Raw genomic sequence first — 15,946 nt, forward strand, 5'->3', positions numbered from 1 at the left:
GTTGTTGAAATTGCAAGGAAATTACCATGTCGAAGCGCACCAGCGCCAAGTACAAGCTCGATCGCCGGATGGGCGAAAACATCTGGGGTCGCCCTAAGAGCCCGGTCAACAAGCGCGAATACGGCCCCGGCCAGCACGGCCAGCGCCGCAAGGGCAAGATGTCCGACTTCGGCATCCAGCTGCGCGCCAAGCAGAAGCTGAAGGGCTATTACGGCGACGTCACCGAGAAGCAGTTCAAGCGCGCCTATGAAGAAGCGTCGCGCATGAAGGGCGATACCTCGCAGAACCTGATCGGCATCCTCGAGCAGCGTCTCGACATGGTCGTCTATCGCGCCAAGTTCGCGCCGACGATCTTCGCCGCGCGCCAGCTCGTTTCGCACGGCCACATCCGCGTCAACGGCGTGAAGTGCAACATCGCCTCGCGCCGCGTGGTGCCGGGCGACGAGATCACGCTGGGTTCGAAGGCGCAGGAAATGGCGCTGGTGATCGAGGCGCAGAGCCTGCCCGAGCGCGACATTCCGGAATATGTCGCCCCCGACGGCGCGTCGAAGGTGACCTTCACTCGCGTGCCCACGCTCGACGAAGTGCCCTATCCGGTGAAGATGGAACCGAACCTGGTCGTCGAGTTCTACTCGCGCTGATCCCGGTTCCGGATCGAATTCTTGAAAGGGCGGTCCGTCGGGGCCGCCCTTTTTGCATCCGCAACCAATCGACACACTGCGCCGAGCCGTTATGCTGCCTTCCGACAACAAGGTTCAGTTGGAGGAACACGCCTGATGCGCATCGCGCTTGCCGCCGGCATTGCCGCCATTACCCTCGCTTCCCCTGCGCTCGCGCAGGATGTCGCGACGCCCGACATTTCCGTGCAGACGCTGAAGACCGTTACCAAGACGCTGTCCTCCGACGCGTTTGAGGGGCGCGCGCCTGCGACGCCGGCCGAGGACAAGACGGTCAACTATATCATCCAGCAGTTTCAGAAGGCGGGGCTGAAGCCCGGCAATCATGGCAAGTGGACGCAGGACGTTCCGCTCGTCGAAATCACCGCGAGCGACGTGAAACCGCTGACCTTCACTGGCGGAAAGACGCCGATCAGCCTCGACTATCGCAAGGATATGGTCGTCGCGACCTATCGCGTCACGCCCAAAATCGACCTGTCGAACAGCGACGTCGTCTTCGTCGGATACGGCATCAACGCGCCGGAGCGCGGCTGGAACGACTATGCCGGCGTCGATGTGAAGGGCAAGACGGTCATCATCCTCGTCAACGATCCCGATTGGGAAACGCAGGGGCTGAAGGGCACGTTCAATGGTCGCGAAATGACCTATTACGGGCGCTGGACCTACAAATATGAAGAGGCCGCGCGACAGGGTGCCGCAGCCGCGATCATCGTCCACCAGACCGAACCCGCCGCCTATGGCTGGGGCGTCGTCCAGTCGTCATGGACCGGCGCTCAGCTGGAACAGGACACGCCCGGCGATCATATGGACCAATCCAAGGCGATCGGGTGGATTCAGCATGATGCCGCCGAACAGCTGTTCGCCAGCGCCGGAAAGGATTTCGACGCACTGTCCGAAGCCGCCAAGCAGAAGGGGTTCCATGCGGTACCGCTGGGCCTGAAGGCTTCGACCGGGTTCGTGAACACGATCCGCCGCCAAGCATCGAAGAACGTGATCGGCATCCTGCCGGGAACGAAACGGCCCGACGAGGTCGTGCTCTATTCGGCACATTGGGACCATCTCGGCCACTGCGACGCGGTGAACGGCGACGACATCTGCAACGGCGCCGCAGACAATGCCAGCGGCGTCGCCGGGCTGGTCGCGATCGCCAAGGCGCAGGCGGAAGCGGGCGCAACCGCGCGGTCGCAGGTGTTCCTTGCCGTCACGGCCGAGGAATCTGGGCTGCTGGGGTCGAAATTCTATGCTGAGAACCCGGTCTATCCGCTCGCCAAGACGGTCGGCGGCGTCAACATGGACGTCCTCAACCTGATGGGTAAGACCAAGGACTTCGTCATCACCGGCGTCGGCAAGTCGGAGCTTGAGGATCTGGTGAAGCCGCTCGTCGCCGAACAGGGTCGCGTCATCAAGCCCGAGGCGCATCCCGAGCGCGGCCACTATTACCGTTCCGACCATTTCAGCTTCGCCAAGCTGGGCGTGCCGATGCTCGATGCGAGCAGTGGCATCGACCTGGTCAATGGCGGCACCGCCGCGGGCGAGAAGGCGAGCCAGGACTATACCGACAATCGCTATCACAAGCCGCAGGATGAATATGACCCGAACTGGAACTGGTCGGGTGCGGTCGAGGATCTCGACATCTACTACGAACTGGGCCGCGAGCTTGCGCAGGGCGACATCTGGCCGAACTGGTATGAAAATGCCGAGTTCCGCAGCATCCGCGACAAGAGCCGCGCCAAGGTGAAGTAAGACGCTTTTCCTGACGCGAATCTGGTCCTAATAGCGCGTTTATGACGTCAGCGCGCAAGCCCCCGAAGCCCGAATGGGCACCGCACAAGGCGGTCTGGATCGGCTTTCCGAGCCATCCCGAATTGTGGCGAACCGACCTTGAACCGGCGCGGCGCGAAGTGGCCGACTTCGCCCGTGCCGTCCATGCCGGCGGGCATGGTGAAAAGGTTATCCTCGTCGCCGCCGACGACGAAGCGGCAACCGCTGCGCAGATCGCCGCCGGCAATGCCGCCGATGTCGTGGTGGAAGAGTTCGGCGATATCTGGCTGCGCGATACCGGCCCGATCATCGGCGGCGACGGCGTGGCGCACGATTTCGCGTTCAACGGCTGGGGCGGCAAATATGATCTGCCCGGCGACGATGATGTCGGCCGACGCCTCGCCAGGCATCGCCGGATGACGGTCGAGACGCACGACTGGATCCTCGAAGGCGGCGCGATCGACGGTGACGGTACCGGGCTGGCCGTCACCACGCGCCAGTGCCTGCTCAACCCCAACCGCAATCGCGGCATGTCGCAAAGCGAGGTGGAGGAGCTGCTCTACCGCGACCTCGGCTATGACCGGGTGTTGTGGCTTGGCGACGGACTGGTCAACGACCATACCGACGGCCATGTCGACAATCTCGCGCGCTTCGTCGGCGAAAATCGGCTGGCGATCCCCGAGCCCGACGACAACGACCCGAACTGGAACGTCTATCAGGCGGCAGCGCGGCAGGCGGAGCTGTTCGGCTGCGACGTGGTGCGTATCCCCTCCCCCGGCCGGATGCTCGGCCCCGACCGCGAGGTCATCCCCGCGAGCTATATGAACTTCTATATCGGCAATGCCGCGGTCGTCGTGCCGATCTATGGCCAGATGGCCGATCACCGCGCCGTCGCCGCGATCGAAGAACTGTTCCCCGATCGCGAGGTGATTGGCCTGCGTGCCAATTACATCCTGACCGGCGGCGGCAGCTTCCACTGTATCTCGCAACAGATACCGGCACGCTGACGAACCACGCTGCAATGCTCCGCGCGGCCGCGGCCGAAAGCGGGCATGGCATCCGCGCGCGGCAGCGCCTATGTGACGCTCCATGACCGAAATCACCGTCGCCGCACTGCAACTGGCCTTCTCTGCCGACATCGACGCCAACATCGCGCATGTCTCCGACCTGATCCGCGAAGCGGCGGGCAAGGGCGCGCAGGTCGTGCTGCCGCCCGAACTGTTCGAGGGCGAATATTTCTGCCGCGTCGAAGACGAGGGCCTGTTCGCCAATGCGCGCCCCGCCGCCGATCACAAGGCTGTCCAGGCGATGCGCAAGCTCTCCGCCGAACTGGGAATCTACATTCCGACCAGCTTTTTCGAAGCCGACGGGCCGCACTATTACAACAGCCTCGCGATGATCGGTCCCGACGGCGAAGTCGCGGGAATCTATCGCAAGACGCACATTCCCGACGGGCCGGGCTATGAAGAGAAATTCTATTTCCGCCCCGGCAATACCGGGTTCAGGGTCTGGAACGGACCGAGCGCGAAGCTCGGCATCGGCGTGTGCTGGGACCAATGGTATCCGGAAGCGGCGCGCGCGATGATGCTGATGGGTGCGGAACTGCTATTCTATCCCACCGCGATCGGCAGCGAACCGCATGACGCCGATCTCGACACCAGTCGGCTATGGCGCCGCGCGATGATCGGCCATGCCGTATCGAATGTCGTGCCGGTGATCGCCGCCAACCGGATCGGCGACGAACATGGCCAGAATTTTTACGGCCACAGCTTCATCTGCGACGAACGCGGCGATCTGGTCGCCGAATTCGGAGCGCAGGAAACGGGGGTTCTGATCGCGACGATCGACCTCGACCGGGTCAAGCGTCACCGCGCCGCCTTCGGCTTCTTCCGCGATCGGCGACCGGACATGTACGGACGGCTGGTTCAGGACGTTTAAGGCGGCAGCCGGGTTATTTACCGACATCCTCGCGCACGATGATCGGCTTTTCGCAGCCATCGACGGTGCGGAGGACAGCGACATATTGGTCGGCGGGTGGCTCCTGCGACAGCGGCTTGACCCGAACCGATCCATCGCGATCGGCGGCGGTGGAGCGCGCATGGTTGCACATCGGCTTGTCGTGAAGCGCCGGATTTGCGGGCGCCGATTGCGCCGGCGCAAAGCCCGCCATCGCCAATAGAAGCAGCATCGGCATGGTCGCATCTCCTCATGCGGATGATGCCGTCATATCAGCTTTTGGTCGGCGCGTCAGCGCGCCGGTTTCAGCGCCAGCGCCCGCGCGAATACCGCCTCGAACATTTCGGGCGTCAGTCGGCGCGTGTTGGTGTTGTAGCGCGAGCAGTGATAGCTGTCGATCAACACCGCGCCGTCGGGCATCGCGTGCTCGGCGCCGTGACCGAAGGGATGATCGGCGAGCCTTTCGCCGAACATGCGCAGCACCGAATCATGCGCGATGCGCCCGAGCGCGACGAGCACATGGAGCTGCGGCAGCGCCGCGCGCTGATCGGCAAGGAACGGTCGGCAGGCGTTGATTTCCTTCGGTGTCGGCTTGTTCTGCGGCGGCAGGCAGCGCACCGCGTTTACGATCACGGCACCGTCCAGCATCAGCCCGTCATCGGGCCGACCGTCATATCTGTCGTTCGACAACCCGAACTTGCCGAGCGTTTCGTAGAGCAGGTCGCCTGCATAATCGCCGGTAAAGGGCCGCCCGGTCCGGTTCGCGCCGTGCTTTCCGGGGGCGAGCCCGACAATGCCGAGCCATGCTCCGGCATCGCCAAAGGCATGGACCGGCGCGTTCCACCAGTCGGGATGTTCGAGGCGCAGTTCGTTGCGCAGCGCGACGAGCCTGGGGCAGCGCGGGCAGTCGTGGGGTGGCTCGGTATCGGGAAGGGGGCTGGCGACTGGCATCGCGGCGGGATAGGCGGGGCGGACCATGACGACAAGCTATGCCATCGCGTTGGGATCGAACCGCCGCACCCGCCACGGCGACCCTCGCGCCACATTGCGCGCCGCGATCGAACGGCTGGAGGGCGTGTTCGCTATATCACCGTTCGTCGAGACCGATCCGGTGGGACCGTCGCGACGGCGCTTCGCCAACGCCGTCGTGCTGATGAACAGCGAAATGTCGCCGCCCGAGCTCCTCGACCGTCTGAAACGGCTGGAAAGCGATTTCGGCCGGCGCCGCGGCCAGCGCTGGGGGGAACGCACGCTCGACTGCGATATCATATTGTGGTCGGGCGGCATCTGGGCCGAACCGGGGCTTACCGTCCCCCACGCGTTGTTCCGCGAACGCGGTTTCGTCCTCGATCCGCTGAGCGCCGTCGCGGCCGGCTGGCGCGATCCGATATCGGGTCTTTCGGTGCGTCAATTGCAACATCGGCGCAAGCGCGGTTGACCCCGCCCGCGCACGCGCTTACCTGCACCGCTTGCGAGGGCCCTTAGCTCAGTCGGTAGAGCAACTGACTTTTAATCAGTAGGTCGCTGGTTCGAATCCAGCAGGGCTCACCACCTCCCGAAAGCTCGGCTTTATCCCCGTCGCAGGGGTGAATGGCAGAGAGACGCCGCCGCCCGGGAGCTGATTGGGCGGCGACGGCTCCCTGTCAAAGCGAACGTGGCGCACAGCGACGCGGTTCCCAGAAATTGACCCGATTTTGGAACGGTTTGTGCGGTTTATCCGTACCTTGCCCGTCGCGTCGGTGCGTGGACCCCCCTCCAGCACCGCAGCGCGCGAGAATTACAAGTGGAGGACAAGATGAAATACCGGCCCATTATCATGGCGGCTGCCGTCGCCAGTCTGGCAGCGTGTAACAACAATACCACCACGACCGCGGACACGAACATGGCCGCCGACAACGGCATGGCCATGACGACCGGCGACAATATGGCGCAGACGGCTCCCGACGCGCAGCAGCTCGTCGATGAAGCGACCGCCGAAGTCCAGAAGATGAAGGCCGATCCGGATCTGGCCAAGCTCATCAAGAAGGCCAAGGGTATTTACATCGTCCCCGAATTCGGACGCGGTGCGTTCATCGTCGGCGGCCGTGGTGGCGCGGGTGTCGTGCTTGCCAACCAGACGGCTGGCTGGACGGCCCCCGCCTTCTACGATTTCGGCGCGCTTAGCGTCGGCGCGCAGGCCGGCGGTTCGGGCGGGCAGCTTGCCTTCCTGCTGATGACCGACAACGCGGTGGACGCGTTCATGAGCGGCAACAAGATCAGCCTCAATGCGGAATCGGGTCTGTCGATCGTCAACTATTCGGCCAATGCCCAGGCATCCTGGGGCAAGGGCGACATCATCATGTGGTCGGACACCGAAGGCGCCTATGCCGGTGCGACGGTCAGCGTGACCGACATCAACTGGGACGACGACAACAACCAGAATTATTACGGCGAAAAGGTCGATCCCAACCAGATTCTGTCGGGCAAGATTACCAAGCCCGCAGCGAGCCAGCTTCAAACGGCTCTGGCTGGATAATCCGGCGATCCCTCCCCGCACCCGCGCCTTTCGGTGTGGATGCGGGGGCACGCTGGCGTGCCATCGGACGCGGCGGCGAAACGACAATCTGCGCGACGGATGTTGTTCCGTGCCCGCAAGCGATAAGCCTTACCGATGGCAAGCACAGCAGTTCACGACACCAATCCACAAGGCGTCCGCCACCCCCCGCACCTGATGTGGGCCGCAGGACTGATTTCTGCGGCCGTTTCGCTGATTCTCATCCTTGGCTGGGCAATCGGCGGCGGACGTCCCTATTCGTTCGACCGGGCGATCCTGCTTGGTCTGCGCGTGCCGGGGCACCCCGGCGAAGCGATCGGACCGCCGGGTTTCGTCCATACCATGACCGACATCACGACGCTGGGCGGGGGCACCGTGCTCACGCTTGCCGTGGCGGTCACGGTCGGGATGCTGCTGGTATCACGCAAATGGCTGACGGCCAGCCTGGTCTTTGCAGCAACGTTCAGCGGGTCGCTGCTCGTCAGCCTGTTCAAGGGCTATATCGCCCGCGCCCGGCCCGAGGTGGTACCGCACCTTGTCGAGGTGAAGACGCTTAGTTTCCCAAGCGGCCACGCCGCCAACAGCGCGATCATCTACCTGACCATCGCGACGCTGCTGACGCAGATCGTCGAGAATAATGCCAGGCGCACCTATCTCTTCGCGGTCGCGATCGTGCTCGTCACCGCGATCGGGATCAGCCGGATGTATCTGGGTGTCCACTGGCCGAGCGACGTGATCGCGGGCTGGAGCTTCGGCACGTTATGGGCGCTCGCCTGGTGGCAGGTCGGGAAATGGACGCGACGGTGGCAGGACACGGCACGCGCGCTCCCCGTCGACGAGGAAGCCGACCTCTGAAGTCCGGCGCCGCCGACCCTTGAAATCCCGCGACGATGCGCTGCCGAACCGATGCCGCGAAACAGGCCTTGTGATGTTGTAACATCGCTATTATTGCACTGCGGAATTGATTCGAACGCCTTTTCCGGAGATTTCATGCGCAAGACTCTGTTGCTCGCTTCCGCCGCCGCGCTCTTCGCCCTTCCCGCCCACGCCCAGACCGCGCAATCTACTGGCAGCGACAATAGCGGTGCGCAGGCAGACAGCGGCAGCCAGAACGGTCAGGATATCGTCGTTACCGGCCATCTCGACGAGGCGCGCGCGTCGGTCCAGCCCAGCCTGGGCGCCACGACCTATGCGGTGACCAACGACACGATCCAGAGCTTGCCGGGCGGCGACAATGTCCAGCTCGACAAGCTCGTGCTGCAACTGCCGGGCGTGGTGCAGGACGGGTTCGGCCAGTTCCATGTCCGCGGCGACCATGGCAATCTGCAATATCGCATCAACGGCACGATCCTGCCCGAGGGCGTTTCGTCGTTCGGTCAGACGCTCAGCCCGCGCATCGTTCAGAATTTCGACCTGCGCACCGGCGCGTTGCCGGCGCAATACGGCCTGCGCACCGCGGGTATTATCGACATCACGACGAAGAACAGCTTCGACAATTCGGGCCAGATCTCGCTCTATGGCGGCAGCCACGACACGATCCAGCCGAGCTTCGACTATGGCGGGTCGAGCGGCGCGACCAATTTCTTCGTCACCGGCAGCTATCTGCACAATAATCTCGGCATCGAGGCGGTCAGTCCCGATCGTCACCAGATCCACGACCGCACCGACCAGTTTCAGGGCTTTGCCTATGTCGATCACACGATCGGCGCGAACGACCGCGTGTCGCTGATGGGCGGCTATGCCGATCAGAAATTCCAGATTCCCAATCCGCGCGGGCTTCACCCCGACAGCGGCTACAATGTCGGCGGCGTCACCGACTTTCTGAGCAACGACCTGAACGAACATCAGCACGAACGTACCGGCTTCGCGATCGCGAGCTATCTCCACGATGCGGGCAGGCTGACGCTGCAGGCGTCGCTGTTCGGCCGCTATTCGGGGCTCGACTATTATCCCGATCCGCTGGGCGACCTGCTGTTCAACGGCATCGCGCAACGCGCCACCAAGCAGGACTTCACCGCCGGAACCCAGGTCGAAGCGGTGTACCGGCTGAGCGACGCGCACACGCTGCGCGGCGGCGTCATCGTCTCTCGCGACCGGCGCGACAGCAAGACGAGCGCGCAGGTATTCCCGGTGGACGATATGGGCAACCAGATCGGTCAGCCGATCACCATCGTCGACAATGGCGCCGATACCGAATGGACCTACAGCGCCTATCTGCAGGACGAATGGAAACTTGCCGACAGCTTCACGGTCAATTTCGGTGCGCGTTTCGACCGGTATAACGGCGTCCGCTCCGAACAGCAGCTCAGCCCGCGTATCAACATCGTGTGGCAGCCGAGCGCAGGCACCACGTTCCACGCCGGCTATTCGCGCTATTTCTCGCCGCCGCCATTTTCGAACGTCGCCGACACCACGATCGCGAAATTCGTCGGCACCAGCGCGGCCGCCCCGGCGCTGACCGGCGACGCACCCTATGCGGAACGGCAGGATTATTTCGACATCGGCCTGGCGCAGACGCTGACGCCCGACCTGTCGCTGACGCTCGACGCCTATCACCGCCGGTCGCGCAACCTGATCGACGAAGGCCAGTTCGGTGCGCCGATCATCCTGACGCCGTTCAACTTTGCGCGCGGCAAGATCGACGGGGCCGAGGCCAACCTGTCCTATCGCAAGCGCGGCTGGACGCTGTACGGCAACCTTGCCTATTCAAAGGCGCAGGGACGCGGGATCGTGTCGGGCCAGTTCAATTTCGACCCCGCCGACCTCGCCTATATCGACAACCATTATATCTTCCTCGACCATGACCAGCGCTGGACCGGGTCGGCGGGCGCGACCTATCGCTTCGACAGCGGCGCGCTCTACGGCACCACGCTGGGCGCGAGCATGTTGTACGGATCGGGCCTGCGCAAGGACGGCGCGGTGCCGAACGGCGGGAAACTGCCGCCCTATGCCACGTTCAACCTGTCGGCGAGCCACAAGTTCGACGGGCCGGGCATTGCGGTGCGCTTCGACGTCATCAACGCCTTCGACCATGTCTACGAAATCCGCGACGGCTCGGGCATCGGCGTGGGCGCACCGCAATATGGCGAGCGCCGGTCCTTCTATGTCGGGATCACCAAGGACTTTTAGGAACCGATTGCTCGCATGATGGAACCGCGGGCACGGTCAGCCGTTCTCGCGGTGCCTGTCGAGGAAATGCCCTTTCCTTCCCCCTCCCCCCCCGAAGGGCACGGACTCGGCAGGCGCTCCCCATCACTTCATAATCAGCCGCGGCGTTCGGCCAGTGCGCGTTCCCATGCCAGCGCGTCCTTCACGATGGTGTCGAGGTCGTCGCGACGCGGGCGCCAGGGCAGCGTCTTCAGGATCGCGCTGTTATCGGCGACCAATGCGTCGGGATCGCCCGCGCGTCGCCCTTCCATACGGCGGTCGATCGTCATGTTGGTAACGCGGTCGACGGCATCGAGCACTTCGATCACCGAATAGCCGCGGCCATATCCGCAATTGAGCGTGTGGCTGTGCTCCGGATCGGCGATCAGCAGGTCGAGCGCATCGACATGTGCGGCGGCGAGGTCGCTGACATGGATATAGTCGCGCACCCCCGTGCCGTCGGGCGTGTCGAAATCGGTCCCGAAAACAGAGACATGATCACGCTTTCCCGTTGCCGCCTCGACCGCGACCTTGATGAGGTGCGTCGCCCCCGCCGTGGACTGGCCAGAGCGCCCGTCGGGATCGGCGCCCGCAACGTTGAAATAGCGCAGCGCGCAGTAATTCAGATCGTGCGCGGCCGCGACGTCGCGCAGCATCATCTCGGTCATCAGCTTCGACGTGCCATAGGGATTGATCGGCGCTTTGGGCGCATCCTCGGCAACGGGAACCCGGTCAGGGATGCCATAGGTCGCGGCGGTCGAGGAAAAGATGAAATGCTTCACCCCGCACGCCACCGCGCTTTCGATCAGCGAGCGGCTGGCGGCGGTGTTGTTGCGATAATATTTTAACGGATCGCTGACCGATTCGGGCACCACGACCGATCCGGCGAAATGCATGACGGCGCGCACGTCATGTTCGCGCATCGCACCGCGCACCGCATCGTCGTCGGCGACATCGGCCTTTACGAGAATAGCGCGATCATCGACCGCCCAGTCAAAGCCCGTCACCAGATTGTCGATCACGACAACGCGCCAGCCGGCGTCGAGCAGTGCGAGCACCGCATGGCTGCCGATATACCCGGCGCCGCCCGTTACCATTACCGTACCGTCGCGCATCCTGCTCTCCTCACCCATGGCCGTCCGCGTTGCCTAGCGACGGATCGCCCCTATGTAACGGGGGAATTTTGGGAGTTTGGTAATGGAACATGCAACGCTCGCCGGAGGCTGCTTCTGGTGCACCGAGGCGGTATTCAACGACGTGATCGGCGTCGAAACGGTCGAAAGCGGCTATATCGGCGGCACGACGGCCAATCCCACCTATCGCGAAGTGTGCAGCGGAAATACCGGCCATGCCGAGGCGATCCGCATCGGGTTCGATCCCGACCGGGTGTCGTATGATGACCTGCTCGACATTTTCTTCGCGACGCACGATCCGACGCAGCTCAACCGTCAGGGGAACGATGTCGGGACGCAGTACCGCTCGGCGATCTTTCCGCACTCGCCCGAACAGGAAGCCGCGGCGAAGCGCGCGATCGAACGCAACCAGCCCAACTGGCCCGCGCCGATCGTGACGACGACAGAACCGCTCGGCGAATGGTGGCCGGCCGAAGACTATCACCAGGAATATTGGGAAGGCGAAGGGCAGCGAAACCCCTATTGCATGGCGGTCATTCCGCCCAAATTGCAAAAGCTTCGCAAGAGTTTCTCCGCGCGCGCAAAGTCGCAGACCGCAGACGGTTGATCGGAATTAGTTTGCCGCTTCGCATTGAATGACGGGACAAAGCTTCCCACCCTTGATGGATTGGGCGCGTTTTTCAGACGCGCCGCTTTGCAACAACTATCAAAGGAATTTCCATGCAGACGGCAAAACAGGGCGACACCGTCCTTATCGATTATGTGGTGCGCAATGGTGACGACAATGTCGTCGGCGGTACCGAACAAGCCGGACCGCAGACGATCACGATCGGTGGATCGCAGATCTTTCCGCAGATCGAGGCCGCGCTCGACGGTATGAAGGTCGGCGATGAACAGACGGTCCAGATCCCCGCCGCCGATGCGTTCGGCGAGCGTCAGGACGGTCTGGTTATCGATATTCCGCGTTCGAGCCTGCCCGCCGACGCCGAACCGCAGCCGGGCATGACGCTGGCGGCGCAGCAGCAGGACGGTTCGACGACGAACCTGGTAATCACCGAGGTCCGCGACGACGCCGTCACCGCCGACGCCAACCATCCCCTCGCCGGACAGGACCTGACCTTCGGCGTGAAGCTGGTCGAGATCAAGCAAGCGGCCTGAGCCGCATCTTTTCCAGCCATGTACCGCGGCAACTGTTGCGGCGCACTCGCCGCTTCAGGGCCGCGGGGCGGCCGCGCGCTGCAGACGGTCGTTGATCGCAACCCCGATGCCGCTATCGGGTACGGGGGCGATCGCGATCGCCGCTGCATCGCCGGCATCGGCACGGTGAAGCGCATCGAACAGCCGCGCCGCCGCCTCGACCATATCGCCCGATGCACTCAGCGTATCGTCGCCCGACACATCGCCGAAACCGATCAGCCACTCGCCCGCTCGCCGCTCGGTCGCGTTCAGCCGCAGGGGCTTGCTTGGCGCATAATGGCTGGCAAGTTGCCCGGGCGCCTCGATCTTGCCCCCGCCTGCCCCCGGCACCGCGCCCAGAACAGTCGCAATCTGCTCCGCAGTGACAGGGCCTGGGCGCAACAGCCTTGGCGGCGGCCCCGGCGCGACGATGCTCGACTCGAGCCCCGCCTCGGTCGGGCCGGCGTCGATGATGATCGAAGGCCCGGATCGAAAGCCGGCGGCGACATGTTCGGCGCGGGTCGGGCTGATGCCGCCGCTGGGATTGGCCGATGGCGCGGCGAGCGGACGCCCGGTCGCCGCGATCAGGTCGCGCATCGCGGGATGCGCCGGACAACGGATCGCGACCGTGTCCAAACCCGCCGTCACCAGCGATGCGACCGGCGCGTTTGCTCGCAACGGCAGCACCAGCGTCAACGGCCCCGGCCAGAACGCATCGGCGAGTGTGGTGGCCCCCGCGTCGAACTCCGCAATTGCCTTCGCCTCGTCGACCGAGGCGACATGGACAATCAGCGGGTTGAAGCTCGGCCGGCCCTTCGCCGCATAGATTCGCGCGACCGCCTCTGCATTGGTCGCGTCGGCGGCAAGCCCGTATACCGTTTCGGTCGGCACGGCGACGAGGCCGCCCGCGCGAATCACATCCGCCGCCGCAGCAATCGCCTGCGCGCCGTAGCGTAAGGTCCGTATCGCATCCTGTCGGTTTGGTTCGGCCACGAAAACGGCGCTATACGGACGGCAAGACCAGCACAAGAGAGGACCCCATGGCCTTCACCCCGCCCGTTACCGAACAGCGTTTCGTACTCGATCATGTCGCCGGGATCGGCGAGCTCGCCAAGACCGACCGCTTCGCCGCAGCAAGCGACGACGTTGTCGATGCCGTGCTCGAAGGCGCGGGTCAGTTCGCGGCGGGCGAATGGGCCCCGCTCGACCGCGCGGGCGATACCGTCGGTGCGAAGCTGACCGACAAGGGTGTGGTGATGCCCGACGGATTTCGCGAGGCATATCGCGGCTATGTCGATGGTGGCTGGGGAACGATCGGCTCTCCCGAAGCCTTTGGCGGGCAAGGCTTGCCCTATGCGCTTGCGACCGCTGTGCTGGAAACACTGGGGTCGGCGAATATGGCATTTGCGCTGGCGCCGACGCTGACCGTCGGCGCGATCGAGGCGCTGACGCATCACGGCACGCCGGAACAGCAGCAGGCCTATCTGCCGCATCTTGCCACCGGCGACTGGACCGGCACGATGAACCTCACCGAGCCGCAGGCCGGTTCCGATGTCGGCGCGCTGAAGACGCGTGCCGAACCGCGTGGTGACGGCAGCTGGTCGATCAAGGGCACCAAGATCTACATCTCGTTCGGCGATCACGACATGGCCGACAATATCGTCCACCTCGTGCTCGCGCGGACGCCCGACGCGCCCGCGGGCACCAAGGGGCTGTCGCTGTTCCTCGTGCCCAAATACCGGCTCGACGCCGACGGACGGCCCGGTGCCTTCAACGACATCAACGTCGTATCGATCGAACACAAGATGGGCCTTCACGGATCGCCCACCTGCGTGCTGTCCTATGGCGACAATGACGATTGCCGGGGAGAACTGATCGGCGCCGAGGGCGGCGGCATCGCGGCGATGTTCACGATGATGAACAATGCGCGGCTGAATGTCGGGCTGGAAGGTGTCCAGGTCGCGGAACGCGCGACGCAGCGCGCGGTCGCCTATGCCCGCGAGCGCATCCAGTCGGCGAGAGCCGGATCGCCGAGCCGCGAACCCGTCGCGATCATCGAACACCCCGATGTCCGCCGCATGCTGATGCGGATGAAGGCGCAGACCCAGGCGGCGCGCGCACTCGTCTATTACGCCGCGGGGCAGGTGGACCGCGCCAATCTGGGCGATGCGGACGCGAAGAAGCGGCTCGACCTGCTCACGCCGCTGGCGAAAGCGCACGGCACCGATCTCGGCTGCGAAGTCGCCGATATCGGCATCCAGGTGCATGGCGGGATGGGCTATATCGAGGAAACCGGCGCATCGCAGCATTTCCGCGATGCCCGCGTGACGCGAATCTACGAGGGCACCAACGGCATCCAGGCGGCCGATCTGGTGGGGCGAAAATTGTCGATGGACAATGGCGCGACGCTGAACGCGCTGATCGCCGATATGCGCGGCGGAGCCGAGGCGGACGGGCTTCGCGACCTGATCAACGCATGCGAGACGGTGGGCCGGAACCTGCTTTCGGTCGATATCGAGGATCGGCTGGCGGCCAGCTATCCGTTTTTGACGATGCTTTCGGTGGCGGTGTGCGGCTGGCTCATGGAACGCGAAGCCAAGGCCGCGGATGCACTGGGCGACAGCGATTTCGCCCAGATGAAAAAGGCTGCGGCGCGATTCTATGTCGGGCAGATCGTGCCCGAAGCGCTGGGCCTAAAGGCGGCGGCCATGGCTCCGGCCGACCCGTTATACGCGGTCGGCGCGGAAACCTTCGCCGCCTGAACGTCAGGCTGCCATCGGCTCGGGTTCTACCGAGGGACGTCCGCTCGCGCGGATCAGCCCGACGCCGGTCATGCCGCCTTCGTTGATCGGCAGGGCCGTGTGGCAGAACGAGCATTCGGCCGTCATGCGCCCCACGACCCACTGCGTCTTGCCGCAGCCCGGGCAGTGGTTGGTTTCGTGCATCCGATAGGCAATCCGATAGCCGGTGCGACCCGGAACAAGCGGTTGACGATAGTGATACATGATCGCTACTCCCTTTCGAACTGAAGGGACAATCGACCCAGAATGGCTTTTGGTTCCCGCGACGAAGCGTTGCAGGGGGCCGGCAAAGCGTTGCTGTTGCCGGCTTGCCACAGGGCAAAATCCAGCTTTCCAGCGACTTCGCTGGTTAAAACGCCTTCATGGAGCGGTTACGAAAATATTTATGACCGGCTGTCGCGTCAGGCGGTTTCGCGGTCGAGCAGCTCTGCCGGATCGAGCCCGATCAGCGCGATATGTTCGCGCACCCTGGGCCAATAGCTGTTGAGGAAGCGGTCACGCTCGGCAACGCGCAGCTTTTCCACCGCGCCGGGAAGCACGAACATCCCGACGCCGCGCCGAACCTCGACATAGCCATCGTCCTGAAAGGTCTGATACGCCTTGGCAACGGTCAGCGGATTGGCACCATATTCGGCAGCAAGCGCCCGCACCGACGGCAACTGATCGCCCGCACCATATTCGCCGCGCAGGATCGCCGCTGCGATCATCGCACGCAGCCGCAGATAAACCGGGCTGTCTTCATGCTCCAAGGCTGTCATGCCG

Annotated in this window: 17 protein-coding genes and 1 tRNA gene; 12 read left to right on the top strand and 6 right to left on the bottom strand. The window is 64.1% G+C overall.

What is annotated here, in order from left to right; genetic code table 11:
• The first annotated feature begins 26 nt into the window (after positions 1-26).
• The 4 genes from rpsD (at position 27) to aguB (ending at position 4,376) form a co-directional block, all read left to right on the top strand.
• A complete protein-coding gene (rpsD, locus tag J7S20_RS08935) occupies positions 27-641 on the top strand; it encodes a 30S ribosomal protein S4 (protein ID WP_284053892.1) in 615 nt (204 codons plus the stop codon).
• Between the two features lie 135 nt (positions 642-776).
• Positions 777-2,420, top strand: a complete 1,644-nt coding sequence (locus tag J7S20_RS08940) for a M28 family metallopeptidase (RefSeq protein WP_284053893.1) — start codon at positions 777-779, stop codon at positions 2,418-2,420.
• 41 nt (positions 2,421-2,461) lie between these two features.
• Complete coding sequence (locus J7S20_RS08945; RefSeq protein WP_284053894.1) at positions 2,462-3,445, top strand: agmatine deiminase family protein; 984 nt, start codon at positions 2,462-2,464, stop codon at positions 3,443-3,445.
• An 82-nt stretch (positions 3,446-3,527) separates the two neighbouring features.
• Positions 3,528-4,376, top strand: a complete 849-nt coding sequence (gene aguB / locus J7S20_RS08950; protein ID WP_284053895.1) for an N-carbamoylputrescine amidase — start codon at positions 3,528-3,530, stop codon at positions 4,374-4,376.
• Positions 4,377-4,389: 13 nt separating this feature from the next.
• Here aguB and J7S20_RS08955 read toward each other — a convergent pair whose 3' ends face one another.
• Both J7S20_RS08955 and J7S20_RS08960 read right to left on the bottom strand, forming a co-directional pair.
• Entirely contained in the window at positions 4,390-4,632 is a 243-nt protein-coding gene (locus J7S20_RS08955; protein WP_284053896.1) for a hypothetical protein, read from the bottom strand.
• 53 nt (positions 4,633-4,685) lie between these two features.
• Positions 4,686-5,345: a uracil-DNA glycosylase gene (locus J7S20_RS08960; protein ID WP_284054049.1), complete on the bottom strand. Its 660-nt coding sequence runs from the start codon at positions 5,343-5,345 to the stop codon at positions 4,686-4,688.
• A 25-nt stretch (positions 5,346-5,370) separates the two neighbouring features.
• On the opposite strand from J7S20_RS08960, the gene folK reads away from it, so the two are divergent.
• The 5 genes from folK (at position 5,371) to J7S20_RS08985 (ending at position 10,056) form a co-directional block, all read left to right on the top strand.
• Entirely contained in the window at positions 5,371-5,832 is a 462-nt protein-coding gene (gene folK, locus J7S20_RS08965; protein WP_284053897.1) for a 2-amino-4-hydroxy-6-hydroxymethyldihydropteridine diphosphokinase, read from the top strand.
• 37 nt (positions 5,833-5,869) lie between these two features.
• Positions 5,870-5,945 (top strand) — tRNA-Lys (locus J7S20_RS08970).
• A gap of 244 nt (positions 5,946-6,189) precedes the next feature.
• Entirely contained in the window at positions 6,190-6,909 is a 720-nt protein-coding gene (locus J7S20_RS08975) for a lipid-binding SYLF domain-containing protein (RefSeq protein WP_284053898.1), read from the top strand.
• 135 nt (positions 6,910-7,044) lie between these two features.
• Positions 7,045-7,782, top strand: a complete 738-nt coding sequence (locus J7S20_RS08980; RefSeq protein ID WP_284053899.1) for a phosphatase PAP2 family protein — start codon at positions 7,045-7,047, stop codon at positions 7,780-7,782.
• Positions 7,783-7,917: 135 nt separating this feature from the next.
• Entirely contained in the window at positions 7,918-10,056 is a 2,139-nt protein-coding gene (locus J7S20_RS08985) for a TonB-dependent receptor (RefSeq protein WP_284053900.1), read from the top strand.
• 134 nt (positions 10,057-10,190) lie between these two features.
• Here J7S20_RS08985 and galE read toward each other — a convergent pair whose 3' ends face one another.
• On the bottom strand, positions 10,191-11,189 hold the full coding sequence (gene galE / locus J7S20_RS08990) for a UDP-glucose 4-epimerase GalE (protein ID WP_284053901.1): 999 nt from the start codon (positions 11,187-11,189) through the stop codon (positions 10,191-10,193).
• 82 nt (positions 11,190-11,271) lie between these two features.
• Between galE and msrA the strand changes: the two genes are divergently transcribed.
• Entirely contained in the window at positions 11,272-11,814 is a 543-nt protein-coding gene (gene msrA, locus J7S20_RS08995; RefSeq protein WP_430980922.1) for a peptide-methionine (S)-S-oxide reductase MsrA, read from the top strand.
• Between the two features lie 113 nt (positions 11,815-11,927).
• Positions 11,928-12,365 (top strand): FKBP-type peptidyl-prolyl cis-trans isomerase, encoded by a 438-nt coding sequence (locus J7S20_RS09000; protein WP_284053903.1) that lies wholly within the window; start codon positions 11,928-11,930, stop codon positions 12,363-12,365.
• 54 nt (positions 12,366-12,419) lie between these two features.
• On the opposite strand, the gene J7S20_RS09005 is transcribed toward J7S20_RS09000, so the two are convergent.
• Positions 12,420-13,376, bottom strand: coding sequence for an L-threonylcarbamoyladenylate synthase (locus J7S20_RS09005; protein ID WP_284053904.1), 957 nt, complete (start codon positions 13,374-13,376; stop codon positions 12,420-12,422).
• Positions 13,377-13,423: 47 nt separating this feature from the next.
• Here J7S20_RS09005 and J7S20_RS09010 point away from each other — a divergent pair, with 47 nt between their 5' ends.
• Complete coding sequence (locus J7S20_RS09010) at positions 13,424-15,145, top strand: acyl-CoA dehydrogenase family protein (protein ID WP_284053905.1); 1,722 nt, start codon at positions 13,424-13,426, stop codon at positions 15,143-15,145.
• A gap of 3 nt (positions 15,146-15,148) precedes the next feature.
• On the opposite strand, the gene J7S20_RS09015 is transcribed toward J7S20_RS09010, so the two are convergent.
• Entirely contained in the window at positions 15,149-15,388 is a 240-nt protein-coding gene (locus J7S20_RS09015; protein ID WP_284053906.1) for a hypothetical protein, read from the bottom strand.
• A gap of 197 nt (positions 15,389-15,585) precedes the next feature.
• Complete coding sequence (locus J7S20_RS09020) at positions 15,586-15,942, bottom strand: GntR family transcriptional regulator (RefSeq protein WP_284053907.1); 357 nt, start codon at positions 15,940-15,942, stop codon at positions 15,586-15,588.
• Positions 15,943-15,946: the final 4 nt, after the last annotated feature.

This window comes from Stakelama marina, from assembly GCF_018122655.1.
Classification (GTDB): domain Bacteria; phylum Pseudomonadota; class Alphaproteobacteria; order Sphingomonadales; family Sphingomonadaceae; genus Sphingomonas; species Sphingomonas marina.

Bases quoted from the DNA above. Each gene is read 5' to 3' on its own strand.
- rpsD (WP_284053892.1), top strand. From the start codon at position 27: ATGTCGAAGCGCACCAGCGCCAAGTACAAGCTCGATCGCCGGATGGGC.
- J7S20_RS08940 (WP_284053893.1), top strand. From the start codon at position 777: ATGCGCATCGCGCTTGCCGCCGGCATTGCCGCCATTACCCTCGCTTCC.
- J7S20_RS08945 (WP_284053894.1), top strand. From the start codon at position 2,462: ATGACGTCAGCGCGCAAGCCCCCGAAGCCCGAATGGGCACCGCACAAG.
- aguB (WP_284053895.1), top strand. From the start codon at position 3,528: ATGACCGAAATCACCGTCGCCGCACTGCAACTGGCCTTCTCTGCCGAC.
- J7S20_RS08955 (WP_284053896.1), bottom strand. From the start codon at position 4,632: ATGCCGATGCTGCTTCTATTGGCGATGGCGGGCTTTGCGCCGGCGCAA.
- J7S20_RS08960 (WP_284054049.1), bottom strand. From the start codon at position 5,345: ATGCCAGTCGCCAGCCCCCTTCCCGATACCGAGCCACCCCACGACTGC.
- folK (WP_284053897.1), top strand. From the start codon at position 5,371: ATGACGACAAGCTATGCCATCGCGTTGGGATCGAACCGCCGCACCCGC.
- J7S20_RS08975 (WP_284053898.1), top strand. From the start codon at position 6,190: ATGAAATACCGGCCCATTATCATGGCGGCTGCCGTCGCCAGTCTGGCA.
- J7S20_RS08980 (WP_284053899.1), top strand. From the start codon at position 7,045: ATGGCAAGCACAGCAGTTCACGACACCAATCCACAAGGCGTCCGCCAC.
- J7S20_RS08985 (WP_284053900.1), top strand. From the start codon at position 7,918: ATGCGCAAGACTCTGTTGCTCGCTTCCGCCGCCGCGCTCTTCGCCCTT.
- galE (WP_284053901.1), bottom strand. From the start codon at position 11,189: ATGCGCGACGGTACGGTAATGGTAACGGGCGGCGCCGGGTATATCGGC.
- msrA (WP_430980922.1), top strand. From the start codon at position 11,272: ATGGAACATGCAACGCTCGCCGGAGGCTGCTTCTGGTGCACCGAGGCG.
- J7S20_RS09000 (WP_284053903.1), top strand. From the start codon at position 11,928: ATGCAGACGGCAAAACAGGGCGACACCGTCCTTATCGATTATGTGGTG.
- J7S20_RS09010 (WP_284053905.1), top strand. From the start codon at position 13,424: ATGGCCTTCACCCCGCCCGTTACCGAACAGCGTTTCGTACTCGATCAT.
- J7S20_RS09015 (WP_284053906.1), bottom strand. From the start codon at position 15,388: ATGTATCACTATCGTCAACCGCTTGTTCCGGGTCGCACCGGCTATCGG.
- J7S20_RS09020 (WP_284053907.1), bottom strand. From the start codon at position 15,942: ATGACAGCCTTGGAGCATGAAGACAGCCCGGTTTATCTGCGGCTGCGT.